Source organism: Bordetella genomosp. 9 (assembly GCF_002261425.1).
Lineage (GTDB): Bacteria > Pseudomonadota > Gammaproteobacteria > Burkholderiales > Burkholderiaceae_B > Bordetella_C.
Map to the genome: position 1 here is coordinate 248,985 of NZ_NEVJ01000003.1, position 18,670 is coordinate 267,654.

The 18,670-nt window shown below is 68.4% G+C and carries 14 protein-coding genes; 8 read left to right on the top strand and 6 right to left on the bottom strand.

The window, feature by feature from the left end:
* Positions 1–14 precede the first annotated feature (14 nt).
* Entirely contained in the window at positions 15–1,586 is a 1,572-nt protein-coding gene (locus CAL26_RS12360) for an FAD-dependent monooxygenase (RefSeq protein ID WP_094847221.1), read from the top strand.
* On the opposite strand, the gene CAL26_RS12365 is transcribed toward CAL26_RS12360, so the two are convergent.
* Genes CAL26_RS12365 through CAL26_RS12375 form a run of 3 tightly spaced genes read right to left on the bottom strand, consistent with a single transcriptional unit; the run spans position 1,566 to position 7,581 of the window.
* Positions 1,566–3,095 carry an efflux transporter outer membrane subunit gene (locus CAL26_RS12365; RefSeq protein ID WP_094847222.1) on the bottom strand — a complete coding sequence of 510 codons (1,530 nt, stop codon included), beginning with the start codon at positions 3,093–3,095 and terminating at the stop codon, positions 1,566–1,568. The two genes, CAL26_RS12360 and CAL26_RS12365, sit on opposite strands and share 21 nt — an antisense overlap.
* Positions 3,092–4,363, bottom strand: a complete 1,272-nt coding sequence (locus tag CAL26_RS12370) for an efflux RND transporter periplasmic adaptor subunit (RefSeq protein ID WP_094847223.1) — start codon at positions 4,361–4,363, stop codon at positions 3,092–3,094. Before CAL26_RS12370 ends, CAL26_RS12365 begins: the two co-directional genes overlap by 4 nt.
* Positions 4,364–4,365: 2 nt before the next feature.
* Positions 4,366–7,581, bottom strand: coding sequence for an efflux RND transporter permease subunit (locus tag CAL26_RS12375; protein WP_094847224.1), 3,216 nt, complete (start codon positions 7,579–7,581; stop codon positions 4,366–4,368).
* 236 nt (positions 7,582–7,817) lie between these two features.
* On the opposite strand from CAL26_RS12375, the gene CAL26_RS12380 reads away from it, so the two are divergent.
* Positions 7,818–9,011 (top strand): alpha-hydroxy acid oxidase, encoded by a 1,194-nt coding sequence (locus CAL26_RS12380; protein ID WP_094847225.1) that lies wholly within the window; start codon positions 7,818–7,820, stop codon positions 9,009–9,011.
* On the opposite strand, the gene CAL26_RS12385 is transcribed toward CAL26_RS12380, so the two are convergent.
* Complete coding sequence (locus CAL26_RS12385; protein WP_094847226.1) at positions 8,989–9,876, bottom strand: LysR family transcriptional regulator; 888 nt, start codon at positions 9,874–9,876, stop codon at positions 8,989–8,991. The genes CAL26_RS12380 and CAL26_RS12385 overlap by 23 nt on opposite strands.
* Positions 9,877–10,011: 135 nt before the next feature.
* Here CAL26_RS12385 and CAL26_RS12390 point away from each other — a divergent pair, with 135 nt between their 5' ends.
* Genes CAL26_RS12390 through CAL26_RS12400 form a run of 3 tightly spaced genes read left to right on the top strand, consistent with a single transcriptional unit; the run spans position 10,012 to position 13,898 of the window.
* Positions 10,012–11,430, top strand: a complete 1,419-nt coding sequence (locus CAL26_RS12390; protein ID WP_094847227.1) for an MmgE/PrpD family protein — start codon at positions 10,012–10,014, stop codon at positions 11,428–11,430.
* A 27-nt stretch (positions 11,431–11,457) separates the two neighbouring features.
* Positions 11,458–12,483: a tripartite tricarboxylate transporter substrate binding protein gene (locus CAL26_RS12395; RefSeq protein WP_094847228.1), complete on the top strand. Its 1,026-nt coding sequence runs from the start codon at positions 11,458–11,460 to the stop codon at positions 12,481–12,483.
* Between the two features lie 44 nt (positions 12,484–12,527).
* Positions 12,528–13,898 carry an MmgE/PrpD family protein gene (locus CAL26_RS12400; protein ID WP_094847229.1) on the top strand — a complete coding sequence of 457 codons (1,371 nt, stop codon included), beginning with the start codon at positions 12,528–12,530 and terminating at the stop codon, positions 13,896–13,898.
* A 3-nt stretch (positions 13,899–13,901) separates the two neighbouring features.
* Here the strand turns inward: CAL26_RS12400 and CAL26_RS12405 are convergent, their stop codons facing one another.
* Positions 13,902–14,222: a SelT/SelW/SelH family protein gene (locus CAL26_RS12405; protein WP_094847230.1), complete on the bottom strand. Its 321-nt coding sequence runs from the start codon at positions 14,220–14,222 to the stop codon at positions 13,902–13,904.
* Positions 14,219–15,118 (bottom strand): LysR substrate-binding domain-containing protein, encoded by a 900-nt coding sequence (locus tag CAL26_RS12410; protein WP_094849834.1) that lies wholly within the window; start codon positions 15,116–15,118, stop codon positions 14,219–14,221. The genes CAL26_RS12405 and CAL26_RS12410 overlap by 4 nt, the downstream gene beginning before the upstream one ends.
* A gap of 202 nt (positions 15,119–15,320) precedes the next feature.
* On the opposite strand from CAL26_RS12410, the gene CAL26_RS12415 reads away from it, so the two are divergent.
* From CAL26_RS12415 to CAL26_RS12425, 3 genes are all read left to right on the top strand, one after another.
* Complete coding sequence (locus CAL26_RS12415; RefSeq protein WP_094849835.1) at positions 15,321–16,082, top strand: sulfite exporter TauE/SafE family protein; 762 nt, start codon at positions 15,321–15,323, stop codon at positions 16,080–16,082.
* Between the two features lie 79 nt (positions 16,083–16,161).
* Complete coding sequence (locus tag CAL26_RS12420; protein WP_094847231.1) at positions 16,162–17,628, top strand: NAD(P)H-hydrate dehydratase; 1,467 nt, start codon at positions 16,162–16,164, stop codon at positions 17,626–17,628.
* A 1-nt stretch (position 17,629) separates the two neighbouring features.
* Complete coding sequence (locus CAL26_RS12425) at positions 17,630–18,598, top strand: NAD(P)H-dependent flavin oxidoreductase (RefSeq protein WP_094847232.1); 969 nt, start codon at positions 17,630–17,632, stop codon at positions 18,596–18,598.
* The last annotated feature ends 72 nt before the right edge of the window (positions 18,599–18,670 follow it).

Below are 18,670 nucleotides of genomic sequence, written 5' to 3' on the forward strand. Positions count from 1 at the left end.
CCCGGGGAGAGGCTATGACGATGACGGCGGCGGTCCTGATGGTTGGCGCGGGTCCCACCGGCCTGCTTATGACGGCCGAATTGCAGCGCCGCGGCGTGCAATGCCTGCTGATCGACGCGCATGACCGGCCGATGGAGTGGGATCGCGCGACGGTCGTCCATCCTCGTTCACTCGAAATATTCGAGTCCCTGGGCATACTCGAGCCGCTGCTGACGGCCGGGGTCAAGCAGCGGCGCGCGCGCCTGCACGCCAACGGCGCGGTGCTGGGCGTCATCGACCTGCACCTGTGCGGCTCCCGCTATCCCTTCAACATCGGCGTTTCCGAGGAAGTTACCGAGGCCCTGCTGGCCGGCTATCTCGCTCGGCAGGGAGGTGGCGTTCAGCGTGGTACCTGGCTGGTCGCCCTGCGCCAGGAGGCCGGCGGCTTGCGCGCGACCATCGAACACGCGGGCGGCGCGAGCGAGGTGTTGGCGCAATGGGTGGTGGGATGCGATGGCCACCACAGCGCCGTGCGCACCCTGGCGGGCATCGAACAGGAGGGCCACGATATCGCCGAACCATGGGCGGTTTTCGATGCCGGCATCAGCGACTGGCCGGATGCCTTCGAGAGCAACTACGCTTACCTGGACGACATTCCGGTCATCCTGACCGCGCTGCCGGACCGGCGCTGGCGCGTCTATCTGCGGCCCCCGACGGCCGATTCCGACCTGGTGGCCGATGCGCTGGCGACCTTGCGCGGCTATTTGCCGGACGCCCGTTTTCACGACGTATCGCACCCGACACGCTTCAACTGCCACGCCAAGGTGGCAAAACAGTTCCGCGCGGGCAGGATACTGCTGGCGGGCGACGCCGCGCACACCTGCAGTCCGGCGCAGGGCCATGGCATGAATACCGGTTTGCAGGACGCCTATAACCTGGCCTGGAAGCTTGCCCTGGTGGCGCATGGCCATTGCGGCGAGGCTTTGCTGGACAGTTATCACGCCGAACGGCGTCCCGTCGCGGATAGGGTGCTGGCGTCCGGCGACGCAGCCGAAAATGCGCAGATGGTCGCCCGCGGGGAGCGCGACGCGCGCGATGCCGCCATCCGCCGCGCGTTCGAGGATGGCGAAACACGGCATCAAGAGGCCGTGGCCGAGGCGGAAATGAACATCGACTATGCGGCTTCTCCCATCGTGATGGGTGAGCCCGCGGCCGTGTTGGGCCCCGGGCAGCGCCTGTCGGACCGGATAGAAATCCTGTTGCCGGAAGGCGGCACCGGCCTGCTGCATCGCTACGTCACCGGCCAGGGCCACACGGTGTTCCTGATCGGCGGCCTGGAGACCGGCCCGCAGTCGCTGACGCGCATGCGGCGCCAGTTACGGCCGCTGTTTGACGGCTTCGTCATCGAAAACATGGTGGTGCTGGCGGCCAATTCGGGGGTGTCCGACGTGGACGCCTATCTGGAGCCCGATGCGGCGCGGCAAGTGGGCGTCGCCGACATGATGCTGCTGGCGGTGCGCGCGGACGGGCATATCGGCCTGCGCGCGACGAGCCGGCACGCCGAATCGTTGGCCGCCTATGTCGCGTTATTGAGCGGAGGTGCCTGAGTCGCGCCGCGCGACGGTGCCGGGGTCGAGCGCACCGGCATCCGAGCCCCGGGCCGGGGCCGTGCTGGAGACCGCCGCCGCGGCCGGCTGCTGCCCCTTGTGCCAGTCGCCGCCCAAGGCTTTCACCAGAAAGACCGACACCAGCAGATGCTGGCCCTTCAGCTGCGCGGCCTGCCGCTCGGTATTCAGCACCGACTGCTGGGCGGTGATCACATCCAGATAGGTCGTGGCGCCGCCGCTGTAGCGGTCGGCGGCCATGTCCAGCACCTTGCGCGCATCGGCCACGGCCCTTTGCGACTGCGCCGTCGCGCGGTCCAGGGCGGCGAGCCCGGTGATGCCGTCTTCCACTTCCTGCATCGCGCCCAGCACCACGCGGCGGTAGTTCGCCACGGTGGCGTCGTACCCGGCGCGCGCGAAATTGACGTTGGCGCGGGTGCGGCCGGCGTCGAACAGGGTCTGCACGGCGGACACGCCCACCGACCACAGCAGGCTGGGGGCATCCAGCAGCGCGCCGATCTCGCGGCTGTCCGCGCCTATGCTGGGGTTGAGCATGATGCTGGGATAGAAGGCCGCGGTGGCGACGCCGATCTGCGCATTGGCCGCGGCCATGGCGCGCTCGGCGGCGGCGATGTCGGGCCGGCGCTCCAGCAGGTCGGAAGGCAGGCCCAGCGGGATCGCCGGCGGCATCATGGCCGCCGTCAGCGGTTGGGGCGGCAATTCGAAATTGGGCGCCGGCGTGCCGGTCAGGGATGCGATCGCATGTTCGAACTGCGCGCGCTGCCGCGCCAGGACTTCCACCTGCGTCAGCGTGTTGTCCAGCAGGGCCTGTTGCTGGGCGACTTCCAGTCCGGACGCGGCGCCGCCGTCATAGCGCGCGGTGATCAGCTCCAGCGCGCGGCGCTGCAGGGCGACGGAGCGGTTGACCACGTCGATTTCGGTATCGAGCGCCCGCAGGTTGACGTAGTTGGCCGCCAGTTCGGCGGTCAGCACCAGCCGCGCGTTCGCCAGGTCGGCTTCGGCCTGCCGCGCGGTGGCCGACGTCGCTTCGACCGAACGCGACACGCGGCCGAACAGATCCACTTCGTAGCTGGCGTTGAACGAGAAGTTGTAGTCGTTCTGCACCGTGGAGTACTGCGGCGACGCGTAATTCGTCAGCGGACGATTGCCCGATATCTTGAAGCGCGACACGCGCGTGCCGGCGCTCAGCGCGGGAAACAGCCCGGAGCGGCTGACGTCGGCATTGGCGCGGGCCTGCGCCAGGCGCGCCGCGGAAATCGCCAGCGTGGGGTTGGCTGTCAGGGCCTGCGCCTGCAGGCGGTTCAGCGTGGGGTCGTTGTAGCGCAGCCACCATTCGCCCTTGTCCAGCGCATCGGCCGGCGTGGCCTGGCGCCAGGGCGACTCCAGCTTCCAGGTCACGGGAACATCCACCTTGGGCGTGGCGTAGTCCGGCCCGACGGCGCAGGCCGACAGCAGCAGCGGCGCCGCCAGCGTACCGATCCAGGCCCTCATTGCTCGCTTCCCGGCGCGCGGCCGCTGGTGCTGATGGCGGGCGTGGGGACCGGCGTGGGCGCCTTGGTCTGGGTCTGCGCCACCTGCACGATATCGCCTGTCGCCAGGGAGTCCGCCGGGTTCAGCACGATGCGGTCGGTGGCCTGCAGGCCGTCGGCGACTTCGATGGCCTGCCCGAAGTTGCGGCCCAGCGTGATGCGGCGCAGCTCGATGCGGCCATCGGCGCCGACCACGGCCACCATGGTGCCTTCGCGGCGGAACAGCAGCGTATTGGTCGGCACCGCCAGCGTGTCGCCGGCGGGCAGGTCCAGCGCCACCGACACGTAGGCGCCCGGCAGCAGCTTGCTTTCCGGATTGCGCAGGCTGATTTCCACCTGCATGGTGCGCGTGGCCAGGTCGATGGATGCCGCGGTGCGGGCGATGGTGCCGGTGAATTTCTGGCCGCCCAGCTCCGCCTGGGTGACGGTCACGTGTTCGCCCGGCTTGACCAGCTGCGCGTAGCGCTGCGGCACGTTGATGTACACGCGCAGGGGATCGGTCTGCGACATCAGGAACAAGGGGCGGCCGCTGCCCGCGTCGATCAGGTCGCCGACGTCGACATTGCGGCGCGTGATGATGCCCGAGAAGGGCGCGACGATGCGCTTGAATCCTTCCAGCTGGCGCAGCCGCTGCTCGTTGGCCTGCGCCGCCGCCAGGTTGGCGGCCGCCTGCGCCGCGCTGCCGCGCTTTTCTTCCAGGTCCTGCTGCGAAACCACGTCCTTGCGGCGCAGGGCTTCCCAGCGCGCCAGCGTGCTGTTGGCCAGCGCCAGGGCGGCCTTGGCCTGTTCGCGCGCGGCGACGGCCTGCGACAGCTGCTGGTCGATTTCGGGCGTTTCGATCTCGGCCAGCACGTCGCCTTTTTCCACGCGGCTGCCGATGTCCTTGGTCCAGCGTTTCAGGTAGCCGCTGGCGCGCGCCGACAGGGGCGCCTGCACGTAGCCCTGCAGGGTGCCGGGCAGGGCCAGCGACTGGCCGCTTTCCGGCGTGGTGGCCTGCGTGGTCTGCACGTACTGCTTCGCGCGTTCCTGCGTGCCCGTCGCCAGCTCGTTGGAACTCTGGATGCGGCTGACCACCGTGCGCGCCGCGCCCAGGGCCAGCAGCAGCAGGACGACCAGCACCAGCAGGCGGGTGCGCCGCACGATCTGGTCGCGCTTGAGCAACTCCCCCGCGCCGGCCGCGCCCGGATCCAGGGGATGGATGCCCAATTCGTTGTGTCGTTGCTCCGACATGCTCAGATCTCCCGCCGCGCGGTATCGGGCGCCAGCGGCGGGGTGCTGCCCGCGTCGGCGGCGCCGGCTTTGCGGCGTCCCAGTCGATGATGTACGCCGGCATAGACCACCGGCACGAAGAAAAGCGTGGATATCGTGGCGAACAGGAGCCCGCCGATCACGGCGCGGCCGAGCGGCGCGTTCTGCTCGGCGCCTTCGCCCAGGCCCAGCGCCATGGGGATCATGCCGATGATCATGGCCAACGCGGTCATCAGCACGGGGCGCAGGCGCGTCGCGCCCGCTTCCAGCGCGGCCGACAGCACGGGTGCGCCTTCCTCGCGTCGCTGGCGGGCGAAGGACACCAGCAGGATGCTGTTGGCGGTGGCCACGCCCATGGTCATGATGGCGCCGGTCAGCGCGGGCACGCTCAGCGTCGTGCCGGTGATGAACAGCATCCAGGCGATACCGGCCAGGGCCGCGGGCAGGGCGGTGATGATGATGAACGCATCGATCCAGGACTGGAAATTCACCACGATCAGCAGGTAGACCAGCACGATGGCCATCAGCAGGCCGACCCCCAGGCCCAGGAAGGAGCTCTGCATGGTTTCCACCTGGCCCAGGATCCGCACCTGGCTGCCGCGCGGCAGCTTGTGGCGGATCTCGTCGACCTGCCGCGACACCTGCGACGCGACGCTGGCCAGGTCCTTGCCCTGCACGCCGACGTAGACGTCGATGGCATTCTGGATGTTGTAGCGCGATACCACCGCGGGTTGGCGCGACGGGCGGATGTCCACCAGGTTGCCCAGCAATTGCGTATTGCTGCCGCCGGCGGCGCCGGGCGCGCCGACCGGCAGCGCCAGCAACTGGTCCATGCCGTCGATCTGGTATTGCGGCGCCTGTACCGCCACGTTGTAGACGATGCCGTTGCGCGGGTTCAGCCAGAACGCCGGCGACGTCTGCGTACTGCCCGACAATGCGATCAGGACGCTCTGGCCGACGTTGGCCGCGCTCAGGCCGACCTGCTGCAGGCGGGTCCGGTCCATCACCATATCCAGCGTGGGCAAGTCCAGGCGCTGGTGGATATGGGCGTCGACCGCGCCGGGTATCTGCCGGATTCCATTGACCAGTTCGCTCGCCAGGCGGGCATTGGCCTGCATGTCGGCGCCGGTGAATTTGACGTTGATGGCGGCCGGCAGGCCGAAGTTCAGGATCTGCGTGACGATATCCGCCGGCTGGAAGAAGAACTCCAGGCCGGGGAAGCGCTTGGGCAGTTCGGCGCGCAGCAGGGCGATGTAATCGTCGGTCGGCGCATGGCCGTCGCGCAGGGACATCAGGATTTCGCCGTCCAGCGAACCGAAGGTGCCGGCGTTGCTGTAGGACAGGTTGATGCCGCTGTTGGGCACCCCGAGGTTGTCCAGGATGGTTTCCAGATCCTTGGGCGGTATCAGCTCGCGGATGTGGTTCTCGACCTCGTCGGCCAGGCGCGCGGTTTCCTCGATGCGCGTGCCGGTGGGCATGCGCACGTGCAGGCGGATCTGGCCGGCGTCGACCGTCGGAAAGAAATCGCGGCCCAGGAAGGGATAGAGCAGGCAGGACAGCAGGCAGAAGCCCAGGAATACCGAGGCGAACACCTTGCGCCGCGCCAGTTGCGACGACAGCACCAGGGTATAGGCGCGGCGCATGCGCTCGAAGCGCTGGTCGAAGGCGCGGTAGACGCGCTGCAGCGCACTGGGGCGGGCGTTGGAGTCTTCCTTGCCGTGGTTGCGCATCAGCAGCATCACCAGCGTGGGCACCAGGGTCCGCGACAGGATATAGGACGCCAGCATGGCGAACACGACCGCCTCGGCCAGGGGCACGAACAGGAAGCGCGCCACGCCGGACAGGAAGAACATCGGCACGAAGACGATGCAGATACAGAGCGTCGAGACGAAGGCCGCCACACCTATCTCATTGGCCCCATCCAGGATCGCTGAATTCAGATCTTTTCCAAGATGCATGTGCCGCTCGATGTTCTCGATCGTCACGATGGCCTGGTCCACCAGGATCCCGACCGACAGGGCCAGGCCGCCCAGCGTCATCAGGTTCAAGGTCTCGCCCAGCGCCTTGAGCACCAGGATGGAAGCCAGGATGGACAGCGGGATGGTCAGGGCGATGATCAGCGTGCTGCGCCAGTTGCCCAGGAACAGCAGCACCATGGTGGCCGTCAGCAGGGCTGCGATCAGGGCTTCGAGAACCACGCCCTTGACGGCGGCCTTCACGAACACCGACTGGTCGAACAGCGGCGTCAGCTTGATCTCCGGCGGCAGGGTGGCCACCACGCTGGGCAGCAGGTCGTACAGGTTGGACACGATGTCCAGCGTCGAGGCGCCGCCGTTCTTCAGCACCGACAGCAGCACGCCGCGCACGCCGTCCTGGCGGACGATGTTGGTCTGCGGGTTGTAGCCGTCGCGCACGTAGGCCACGTCGCGCACATAGGTCGTGGCGCCGCCCGGCACCGCGCGCACCGGCAGGTTGTTCAGCCCGGCGATGGTGTCCGGCGAGCTGTTCATCTTCACGTTGTATTCGGTTTCGCCGAATTTGGCGGTGCCCGACGGCAGGATCAGGTTCTGCGCGTTGATCGCGTTGACGACGTCCGACGGCGACAGCCCGCGCGCCTGCAGGGCCTGCAGGTCCAGGTCGACCGACACCACCCGGTTCTTGCCGCCGTAGGGGAAGGGCACCGCCACGCCCGGGATGGTGATCAGGCGCGGCCGCAGCGTGTTGAGCGCCGCGTCGAACAGCGCCTGCTCGGGCATTGTCGGGCTGGACAGCCCCAGCTGGATGACCGGGATGCTCGACGCCGAATACTTGATCACCAGCGGCGGCGTGATGCCGGGCGGCAGTTGCCGCACCTGGGTCTGCTCGGCCGCCACGACCTGGGCGATGGCGGTCTGGATGTTGGCCGTGGGCTGGAAGAAGATCTTGATGACGCTGATGCCGGCGAGCGACGTCGATTCGATGTGCTCGATGTCGCTGACGGTGGTGGTCAGGCTGCGCTCGTTCTGGGCGGCGATGCGCTGGCCCATTTCCTGGGCGGACAGGCCGTTGTAGTTCCAGATGATGCTGATGACCGGAATGTTGATTTCCGGGAAGATATCCGTCGCCATGCGCATGAGCGTGAATGGCGTGGCGAGCAGGATGAGCAGCGCCATCACGATGAACGTATAGGGGCGCCGCAAGGCCAATTGCACTACCGACACTGCGGGCCCCCAACGGATCGGACGATATGACTACGAAAAGTAACAGGTATTCTTAGGCATACCGGACCAAAGCGCAAGGCGGATAAACGCGGGGTTTGCCCTGATATCCCCCTTTTTGGGGTGGCCGCGATACGGGCCCGCCGCCTGGACGGCCGTGGCCGAGGCGACGGTGGGTTAAGCTCTCGCCTCGCTGGATACCCTGAACCGCTGCTTACCAGACACTGCCCGACCCGACCATGCCCCTGCCGCCACGATCCTTTATCGCCACAATTGAAGACCTGCGCAAGATCGCCGAAAGACGCGTGCCGCGCATGTTCTACGACTACGCGGATTCCGGCTCCTGGACTGAATCGACCTATCGCGCCAACGAGGCCGATCTGCAGAAAATCCGCTTCCGCCAGCGCGTCGCGCGCAATATGGAAAACCGCAACATCGCCACGACGATGGCCGGCATTCCCGTCGCGATGCCGGTGGCCCTGGCGCCGACCGGATTGACCGGCATGCAGCACGCGGACGGCGAGATCCTGGCCGCGCAGGCGGCCGAGGCCTTCGGCGTGCCGTTCACGCTGTCGACGATGAGCATCTGTTCCATCGAGGACGTGGCCGAGAACACCACGAAGCCCTTCTGGTTCCAGGTCTACATGTTGCGCGATCGCGCCTTCATCGAACGCCTGATCGACCGCGCCAAGGCCGCCAACTGCTCGGCGCTCATGCTGACGCTGGACCTGCAGATCATGGGCCAGCGCCACAAGGACCTGCGCAACGGCCTGACCGCGCCGCCGCGCCTGACGCTGCGCAATATCCTGAATATGGCGGGCAAGCCGGCCTGGTGCTATCACATGCTGGGCACCAAGCGGCGCGCCTTCCGCAATATCGTCGGCCATGCCGAGGGCGTGGCGGACATGGCGTCGCTGGCGTCATGGACCGCCGAACAGTTCGATCCGACCCTGAACTGGGACGACGTGGCCTGGGTCAAGCGGCGCTGGGGCGGCAAGCTGATCCTGAAAGGCATCCTGGACGCGGAAGACGCGCGCCTGGCTGTGGACAGCGGCGCCGATGCGCTGATCGTCAGCAACCACGGCGGGCGGCAGCTGGACGGCGCGATGTCGTCGATCAGCATGCTGCCGTCCATCATCGATGCCGTGGGCGGCGCGATGGAAGTGTGGATGGACGGCGGCGTCCGTTCGGGCCAGGACATCCTGCGGGCGGTGGCGCTGGGCGCGCGCGGCACCTTGATCGGCCGCTCCTTCCTGTATGGCCTGGGCGCCGGCGGACGCGAAGGCGTGACCAAGGCGCTGCAGATCCTGGCGAACGAACTGGATGTCACCATGGCCCTGTGCGGGCACCGCGACATCCACGACATCGATCGCGGCATCCTGATGCCCGGGACCTACCCGGGCAGCCAGTCTAGAGATGAGACTGCACGATAAAGTCGTACAGCCGCTGGGCCGCCGCCGACAGCGCGCGTCCGCGGCGCCGGATCAGGCCCAGCGTACGTGAGATCGACGGTTCGACCAGCGGCACGCTGACCAGGGTGGCGTGCCCCAGGTGCGGCATGCCCAGCTTGGGCACCACGCCCACGCCCACCCCGGCTTCCACCAGGCTGACCAGCGCGGGCACGTGCTGCACTTCGCAGAACCAGCGCGGCAGCGCCGCGGTATTGGCCAGCGCCTGATCGATCAGCATGCGGTTGCCGCTGCCCTGCGCGACGGTGACGTAGTCGTGCGCGGCCAGCTCGGCCCAGCGCACCCGGCGCTTGCGCGCCAGGGGGTGTTCACGCGAACACGCCAGGACGAAGGGATCTTCGATCAGCGGTTCGAATTCGACGTCGGGCTCCTGCGTGCCGATGTAGGTCAGGCCGAAATCGGCTTCGCTGCGCGCCACCGTGGTCAGGATCTCGGCCGAGGTTTCGTCGCGTATGCGCAGCCGTATGCGCGGGTACTCGTCGTGGTAGGCCTTGATCACGCGCGGCAGGAAGTACGCCACGGCCGATGGCACGCAGGCGATGGTGACTTCGCCCGACATGCGGTCGGCCAGGTCGCGCGTGCCCAGCAGCGCGCTTTCCAGTTCGTTCAGGACGTGGCGGGCCTTGTGGACGAAGCCACGGCCGGCGGTGGTCAGCTCCAGCCGGCGCGTGGTGCGTTCGAACAGCCTCAGGCCGAGCGCGGTTTCCAGCTTTTCGATGCGCCGGCTCAGGGCGGATTGGGAAATGCACAGCACTTCCGCCGCGGCGCGGAAACTGCCGTGGTCGCTGGCGGCGACGAAGGCGCGCAGATCTGCCAGATCGAAGTTCATCAATGCGTGAAGCGCAATAATCCTAATAATCTTTGCACTTTACACGATTGTCCGGCTTCTTCATTCTCCGCACATATTCAAAAATGCGCCGCCGCGCGATCCCGCGCGGACGGCCGGATAAGGAAGGAGCAAAGCATGACGACGACCGGCGCCGCCGGCGTGCCGCCATTGACCCGCCATGTGGCGGAATTCGTGGTCGGCACGCGCGAACAGGACATCCCTGACGAAGTCCAGCAACTGGGCAAGAAAGCCATCCTCGACGCCCTGGGCGTGGCGCTTCCGGGGGCTATATCCCAGCCCGGGCGCGTGCTGGCCGGCTATCTGCGGGATCTGGGATGCGCGGGCCCGGCCACGGTGCTGGGCACCGCGCTGAAGCTGTCGCCGCGCTTCGCGGCGCTGGCCAACGGCACCGCCATGCACGCCGACGACTACGACGACACCCTGCAGGCCGAGACCGGCCGCTTCCAGGGTGTGCATCCGACCGCGCCGGTGCTGTCCGCCGTGCTGGCCGCCGGCGAGGCGCGCGGCGCCACGGGCCGTGCGCTGTCGCTGGCCTACCAGATCGGCGTGGAAGTGGCCTGCCGCCTGTTCGACGCCACGCACGTCAACCACATCCTGCACGGCTTTCATGCCACCGCCACCTGCGGCATGCTGGGCGCGGCGGCGGCCGTCGGACGCCTTTACGGCATGGACGCCGACGGCATCGCCACCACGCTGGGCATCGCGGCCAGCCAGGCGGGCGGGCTGCAGGAAAACTTCGGCCAGTCGGTCAAGCCCTTCCACGCGGGACGCTCGGCGGAAGTCGGCATCTTCGCCGCCGACCTGCAGCAGCGCGGCTTTACCGCCTCGCCCATCATCCTGGAGGCCAAGCGCGGCTTTTTCCAGGCGCTGGGCGGCGGTTACGAAGCGCCGCGGCTGATGGACAAGCTGGGGCAGCCCTGGTCTTTCGTCGATCGCGGCATCTGGCTGAAGGCGTTCCCCACGGGCAGCCTGGGACATCCGGCCATGACCAAGATGCTGGAATTGGTCAAGCGCCATGACGTACGTCCGGCGGACGTCAGGCGCGTCCGGGTCAAGACCAGCCAGAACATCCACCACACGCTGCTGCACCATCGTCCCACCACCGAACTGCAGGCCAAGTTCAGCCTGGAGTTCTGCCTGGCGGCGCTGCTGCTGGAGCGCAAGTGCGGACTGAACCAGTTCCATGACGAGTACGTCATGCGGCCGGACGTCCAGGCCGCCATCGCCAAGGTCGAATACACCACGTTCACGCCGGAGGAAGCCGCCCGCGAGCATCACAACATCGTGACGTCGTATGTGGAGATCGAGCTGAACGACGGCACGCGCCACGGCGAACGCGTCGACGCGGGCAAGGGCAACAAGGCCAATCCCATGTCGGAGGACGAAGTGGCCGATAAATTCCGCGAGTGCGCGGAATTCAGCCACTGGGACGCCGCACGGGCCGAACGGGCGATCGCGCTGGTGCGCGGCCTGGAAAACGTCAAGGACGTGCGGGAGATCACGCGCGAGCTGGCGGCGGGACCGAATTCATAACAACCCGACGGGTGCAAGGAGACAACCATGAATTTCGCAATCCGGGCGAAAGGCGCCCCTGCTCGCGTTGTGCGGGCACTGGCGCCCGCCATGGCCGCCATGGCCTTGATCGGCGGCCTGGCCCAGGCCGCGCCGGCCCGCGCCGACGAGTCCAAGTGGCCCGTGCGGCCCATCCGCCTGGTGCTGCCATTCCCGCCGGGCGGCGGCACCGATACCCTGGCGCGCATCATGGCCCCCAAGCTGAGCGACATCCTGGGCCAGCCCATCGTGGTCGACAACCGTGCGGGCGCATCGGGCAACATCGCCACCGACATCGTCGCCAAGGCCGATCCCGACGGCTATACGGTGCTGATGGGATTCAATACCGCGCTGACCATGAACCCGTCGCTGTTCAAGAACCTGCCGTTCGACGTGCAGCGCGACTTCAAGCCGGTCACCATGCTGGCGGCCGCGCAATACGTGCTGGTGGTCAACCCGGCGCTGCCCGTGCATACGGTGCAGGAACTGATCGCGCTGGCCAAGTCCAGGCCCGGGCAGCTCAACTACTCGTCCAGCGGGCCGGGCAGCCCCCTGCATCTGGCGGGTGAACTGTTCAAGGCGCGCACGGGCACCGACATCGCCCACATCCCCTACAAGGGCGGCGGCCCGGCCACCATCGGCTTGCTGGGCGGCCAGGCGCAGCTGATGTTCGGCAGCGTTTCCGCCGTCATGCCGCACGTCAAGGAAGGCAAGCTGCGCGCGCTCGCGGTAACGGGCATGAAGCGTTCCGACGTCGCGCCGGATCTGCCGACGCTGGACCAGTCCGGGCTGCCGGGCTTCAACGTGACGTCGTGGTACGGGCTGCTGGTGCCGGCGAAGACGCCGGACGCCATCGTGGCGAAACTGGCGGCGGCGGCGCAGAAAGTCATCCAGCAACCCGACGTGCGCGACGCGATGGCCAAGCAGGGCCTGGAACTCAGCATCGACACCCCACAGGAATTCGCGCAGACCATCAAGACCGAAACCGCGACCTGGGCGGACCTGATCCACAAGATGAACATCAAGGCGGAGTAGGGCGTACGCCTGGCCTTTCATGCAATCCCACATAGGATAGTTCGATGAAGAACAACGAAGTCTCCGCCGTCATGCAGAAGCTCAGCCGCTACATCTCGGGCGCGGCATCGCGCAAGGTGCCGGCCAAGGTGGCGGACCGTGCCAGGCTGCATCTGGTCGATACCTTCGCCGCGATGATTTCCGGATCGCGGCTGCTGCCCGGCAAAAAGGCCATCGAGTACGTCAAGCAGCTGGGCGGCCGTGAAGAAGCCGGCGTGATCGGCACGCGCATCGTCACGACGGTACAGAACGCCGCGCTGGCCAACGGCATGTTCGGCCATGCCGACGAAACCGACGACACGCATCCGCCATCGCTGACGCATCCCGGCACCAGCGTGGTTCCGGCCGCGCTGGCGATCGCGGAACGCGGCCGCCTGAGCGGCGAGCAGCTGCTGCGCGCCGTGGTGCTGGGTTACGACGTCTGCGCGCGCATGCTGCTGACGCTGAAGCCCATGCCCTATCTGCGCTCGGGCCACCACGCGGGCGCGACGGGCCAGCTGTTCGGCGCGGCCGCCGCGGCCGGCACGCTGCTGGCGCTCACGCCGCTGCAGGTGCGCTACATGCTGTCGTACACCGGCCAGCAGACCGCGGGCCTGTACACCATGTTCCGCGATCCCGAACATATCGAGAAAGCCTATGCGATGGGCGGCATGCCGGCCCACAACGGCCTGCAGGCGGCGATGATGGCGGCGGCCGGGTGGACCGGGGTGGAGGACATCTTCTCCGGCGAACGGGATTTCTTCCATACCTTCGCGCCCGAGGCCTTCGATCGCGAGGATCTGTCGCGCGACCTGGGCAAGACCTACGAGATGCTGCGCGCGTCGATCAAGCGCTGGCCGATCGGCGGGCCCATCCAGGGTCCCATGCACGTGCTGAACGACCTGATGGCGGAGCACGGCTTCGGCGCGGCCGACGTCGAGAAGGTGGTGGCCAACATGCCGGACAAGGAACTGGAGATCGTCAACAACCGGCCCATGCCGGACATTTCAGTGCAGCACCTGCTGGCCGTCATGCTGCTGGATCGCAAGCTGACCTTCAAGTCGGCGCACGATTTCGATCGGATGAAGGATCCGCGGGTGCTGAAAATGCGCGACCGCGTGCACGCCGTCGGCGATCCGTCGCTGACCGACGTCCAGCGCCGCTGGCGCTGCGTGATGGAGGTGCACCTGAAGGACGGCCGCGTGCTGCACGGCCAGACGATGGCGGCCAAGGGCAGTTTCGAGAACCCGCTGACCCCGGCGGAGGAGAACGAAAAAGCCATGGACCTGCTGGCGCCGGTGCTGGGCAAGGGCAGGGCGGCGACGCTGCTGGATACCTTGTGGAATATCGACAAGGTGAAGGACGTGCGGCAGCTGCGCAAGCTGTATATGAAGTAGCGCCTACGACGGGCCGTGGACGCGGTCGATATGTCCCAGGTCGCGGGCGGGGTCGATCCGGTCGCGTACCAGCTGCTTCAGCACCTTGGCGTCCGGAAAGCCACCCTGTGCTTTCCGGTCCCAGATCAACGCGCCGTCGCAATGCACCTGGAACACGCCCCCGGTGCCGGGGATCAGCGAGACTTCGCCGAGATCCGTGCCGAAGGTGGACAAAAGCTCCTGCGCCATCCAGCCCGCGCGCAGCAGCCAATGGCATTGGGTGCAGTAGGTGATGGCCACTCTGGCGGGGGCGTGGGCAGGGGCGGCGGTGGCGGTGAGGGTCATATGGGATCTCCGGCTTGCGGCTGCAGCGCCTGGATCAGCGCGCGCGCGTAGTTGGGCAGGGCTTCCAGCGTGCGCGCGCACAGCATCAGGCGCCGGTCGGCCCAGGGTTCGTCCAGTATAAGCAGCCGCGTCTGGCCTCGGCGCGTCCAGCGACGGGCCGCCGATTCCGGCATGATCCCCAGTCCCGCGCCCTGGATCACCAGGCGCGCCACCGCGTCGAAGCCGTGCACGCGCACGCGGGCCCGCAACGACCGGCCGATGCGTGCGGCATGATCGTCCAGGTAGATGCCGAGCGCGCTGGCGGCCGGCAGGCCGACGTGGTCATGGTCCAGCGTTTCGTGGAAGCGGGCGCGCGCGCGGCGGCCCAGCGCATGGCCGCGCGGCGCCAGCAGCATCAGCCGGTCGCGCCGGAATGGCGTGGCGTACAGGCCGCCCAGGTCGAGCGCGTCGGAGACGATGCCCACGTCCGCCGTGCCTTCGCGCAGTTCGGGCAGGATGCGGTGGCTGGGGTGTTCCTGCAGGTCCACGTCGATGCTGGGATGCCGCAGCAGGAAGGCACCCAGGGGCTCCGGCAGATGTTCCGTCACGGCGGACGTATTGCACAGCAGCCGCACGCGGCCCTTGAAACCGCTGGCGTAGTCGCCCAGGTCTTCCTGCATGCGGTCCACGTGCTGCAGCAGGCTGCGTGCATGGTAGGCCAGGGCCTGGCCCGCCGCCGTGGCCTGGACGCCGCGCCTGCCGCGGGTCAGCAAGGGGGTGCCCAGCGATGCTTCCAGTCCGCGCAGGCGGGCGCTGGCCGAAGCCAGCGCCAGGTGCGTGCGCGTGGCGCCGGCCGTGATGCTGCCGCTTTCGGTGGTATTCAGGAACAGCCTGAGGTCGGTCAGGTCGAAGCGCATCGGGGTCTCGGTCAGGTCGGGCGCATGGCCGGATGCGGCCACGCGCGGGCCGCCCCGGAGCCTTCGGCGGTTTGCACGGGCCTCGGCGGGCCTCCGCCTGGCCGGTCTGCCCCGGCGGCGGATCCAGCCTACGGCAAGGCCGAAGGCTGCCTCAGTGTAATACCGCTTTCCGCGCGCCGCGCCGGCGGGCATCATGCCGGGCATGTCTACCTTGTTCGATTTCTACCGCGATGGCGGGACTGCATTGATTCTGCTGGTGATGGCCAGCTTTGCGGTGGCCGGCCTGGTCAAGGGCGTGATCGGCCTGGGCCTGCCCACGGTGTCCATCGCGATGCTGAGCGTGGCTATGGCGCCGCCGCAGGCTGCGGCCCTGCTGATCATCCCGTCCATGGTGACCAATGTCTGGCAACTGGCCGCCGGCGGACGCTTCCTGTACCTGCTGCGGCGTCTCTGGACCATGCTGGCGGGGGTATTCGTGGGAACCTGGCTGGCGGGCGTCTGGCTGGCCGGGCGGGAAACCGCCTGGGCGGGCCACGCGTTGGGCGCGGCGCTGCTGCTGTATGCCGCCATCGGCCTGAGCGCGGTCCGCCTGCACGTGCCGCTCGATGCGCAGCGCTGGGCCGGGCCGGTCGTCGGCGCCACCACCGGCGCGATCACGTCGGTGACCGGCATCTTCGTGATCCCCGCCGTGCCTTACCTGCAGGCCCTGGGACTGGATCGCGACGCGCTGGTGCAGGCCATGGGCCTGGCCTTCACCGCATCGACCATCGCGCTGGCGGGCGACCTGATCCACGGCGGCCAGTTCGGCGGACGCGAAGCCTGGGCGTCGCTGCTGGCCCTGGTGCCGGCGCTGCTGGGCATGCTGGCCGGCCAATGGCTGCGGCAGCGCGTCAGCGCCACGGTTTTCCGCCGCTGCTTCTTCGCCGGCGTCGGTGCCTTGGGCCTGCATTTGCTGCTTGCCTAGCCGCGCGACGCCATCGGTAGGCTAAAGTCTGAGGACGTCGCGGCGCGGGCCGCGGCGCCGCATCACGACGGAGGCCCGGATGAACGACGATTACGCGCTGCTGACTCCCCAGGAAATGGCGGCCGCCGACCAGGCGGCGATGCTGGCCGGGCATGCCGGGATCATGCTGATGGAAAACGCCGGCGCGGCGGTGGCGCGGGCGGTGCGCGCCCGCTGGGCGCCCCGACCGGTGGCCGTGCTGTGCGGGCCGGGCAACAACGGCGGCGATGGTTTCGTGGCCGCCCGTTACCTGGCGGCCGCGGGCTGGCCGGTCACCGTCTCCTTGCTGGGCACCGTGCAGGCCTTGAAGGGCGACGCCGCCCATCATGCCGCGTTGTGGCCGGGCGACGTGCTTCCCCTGTCGCCCTCGGTGCTGGAAGGCGCGGAACTGGTCATCGACGCGATATTCGGCGCCGGGCTGGCGCGGCCGGTCGACGGCCTGGCGGCGGCCACCCTGCAGGCGGCGCAGGAGCGCGGGCTGCCTGTCTGCGCGGTCGATACGCCCAGCGGCGTGGACGGCGGCACCGGCGCCGTACGGGGCACGGCCGTGCCGGCGGCCTGCACCGTCACCTTCTTCCGCAAGAAGCCCGGCCATCTGCTGCTGCCGGGGCGCGCGCTGTGCGGCGAGCTGATCGTGGCCGACATCGGCATTCCGCCGTCGGTGCTGGAAACGATAGGACCGCAGGCCCACGAGAATGCGCCGGAGGACTGGCTGCGGCGTTTTCCCTGGCCGCGCATGGACGGCCACAAATATGCGCGCGGCCATGCCGTCGTCATGGGCGGGGAAGTGATGACCGGCGCGGCGCGGCTGTCCGCGCTGGCGGCGGCCCGCATCGGCGCGGGCCTGGTGACGGTTGCGGCGCCCGCCGCCGCCTGGACGGTCTATGCGTCGGCGCTGACCAGCATCATGGTGCAGCCCGTGGCGGACGATGCCGCCTTCCAGGAGTTATTGACGGACAGCCGCAAGAACGCCATCGCCATCGGTCCCGGCGCGGGCATATCGGACGCCACGCGCGCGCACGTGCAGGCCGCGCTGGCAACGCGGCGCGCCGTGGTGCTGGACGCGGACGCGCTGACGGCCTTCACCGACAAGTCCGCCACGCTGTTCCACGCCATACGCGGGCCCTGCGTGTTGACGCCGCACGAAGGCGAATTCGGCCGTCTGTTCGATCGGGCCGGCGACAAGCTGGCCAGCGCCAGGCGCGCGGCGCAGCGCAGCGGCGCGGTGGTGCTGCTGAAGGGCGCCGACACCGTCATCGCGGCGCCGGACGGACGCGCCGCCATCAACGCCAATGCGCCGCCTGACCTGGCCACCGGCGGTAGCGGCGACGTCCTCACGGGAATGATCACCGGCCTGCTCGCGCAGGGAATGGAAGCCTTCGATGCCGCCTGCGCGGCCGCCTGGATACACGGCGCGGCGGCCACCGCGCATGGTCCCGGCCTGATCGCGGAAGACCTGCCCGCGCTGATCCCGGGCGTGCTGTGCGGACTCAAAAGGAAAAGCTGACGTGCGGACCGCGATTACCCGCTTGCTCGGCATCGAGCATCCCATCGTGCAGGGCGGCATGCAGTGGGTCGGCCGCGCCGAACTGGTGTCGGCCGTGGCCAATGCCGGCGCGCTCGGCGTGCTGACCGCACTGACCCAGCCCACGCCCGAGGCCCTGCATGACGAAATACGCCGGACGCGGTCCATGACGGACCGGCCGTTCGCGGTGAACCTGACCTTTCTGCCCACGCTCAAGCCGGTGCCTTACGAGGCCTACCGGGACGTCATCATCGACAGCGGCATCAAAATCGTCGAGACCGCCGGCAACAATCCGGCGGCCCACATGCCGGCCTTCAAGGCGGCCGGCATCAAGGTCATCCACAAGTGCACCACGCCGCGCCATGCGGTCAAGGCGGAACAGATCGGCGCGGACGCGGTCAGCATCGATGGTTTCGAATGTGCGGGGCACGTGGGCGAGTCGGACCTGCCGGGGCTCATCCTCATCCCCGCCACCGTGGCGCGGCTGCGCATACCCGTCATCGCGTCCGGCGGCTTCGGCGATGCGCGCGGCCTGGTGGCCGCCCTGGCGCTGGGCGCCGAAGGCATCAATATGGGCACGCGCTTCATGTGCACGCAGGAATCGCCGGTGCACGAAAACATCAAGCGGGCCATCGTGGAAAACAGCGAAGCCGATACCTGCCTGATTCTGCGCAGCCTGCGCAACAGCAGCCGCGTGGCGCGGTCCGAACTCGCACAGAGCGTGCTCGACATGGAAAGGGCCGGCGCGGGCATCGACCAGATCGGGCCCAGGATCGCGGGCGCCAAGGGCCGGCGCGTCTATGAAGAAGGCGATACCGAGGCCGGCATCTGGACCGTCGGCATGGTGCAGGGCCTGATCGACGACATTCCCACCTGCGCGGCGCTCATAGATCGCATCATGGCCGACGCCGAGCGCCTGGTGCGAGACCGTTTGTGCGGGTTGATGGGCTGAGCGCGACGAACCATGCAACCGCGGGGATGCAGCCGCGGGGAACGCAACCATAAAGCGCCAGCGGCAACCCAA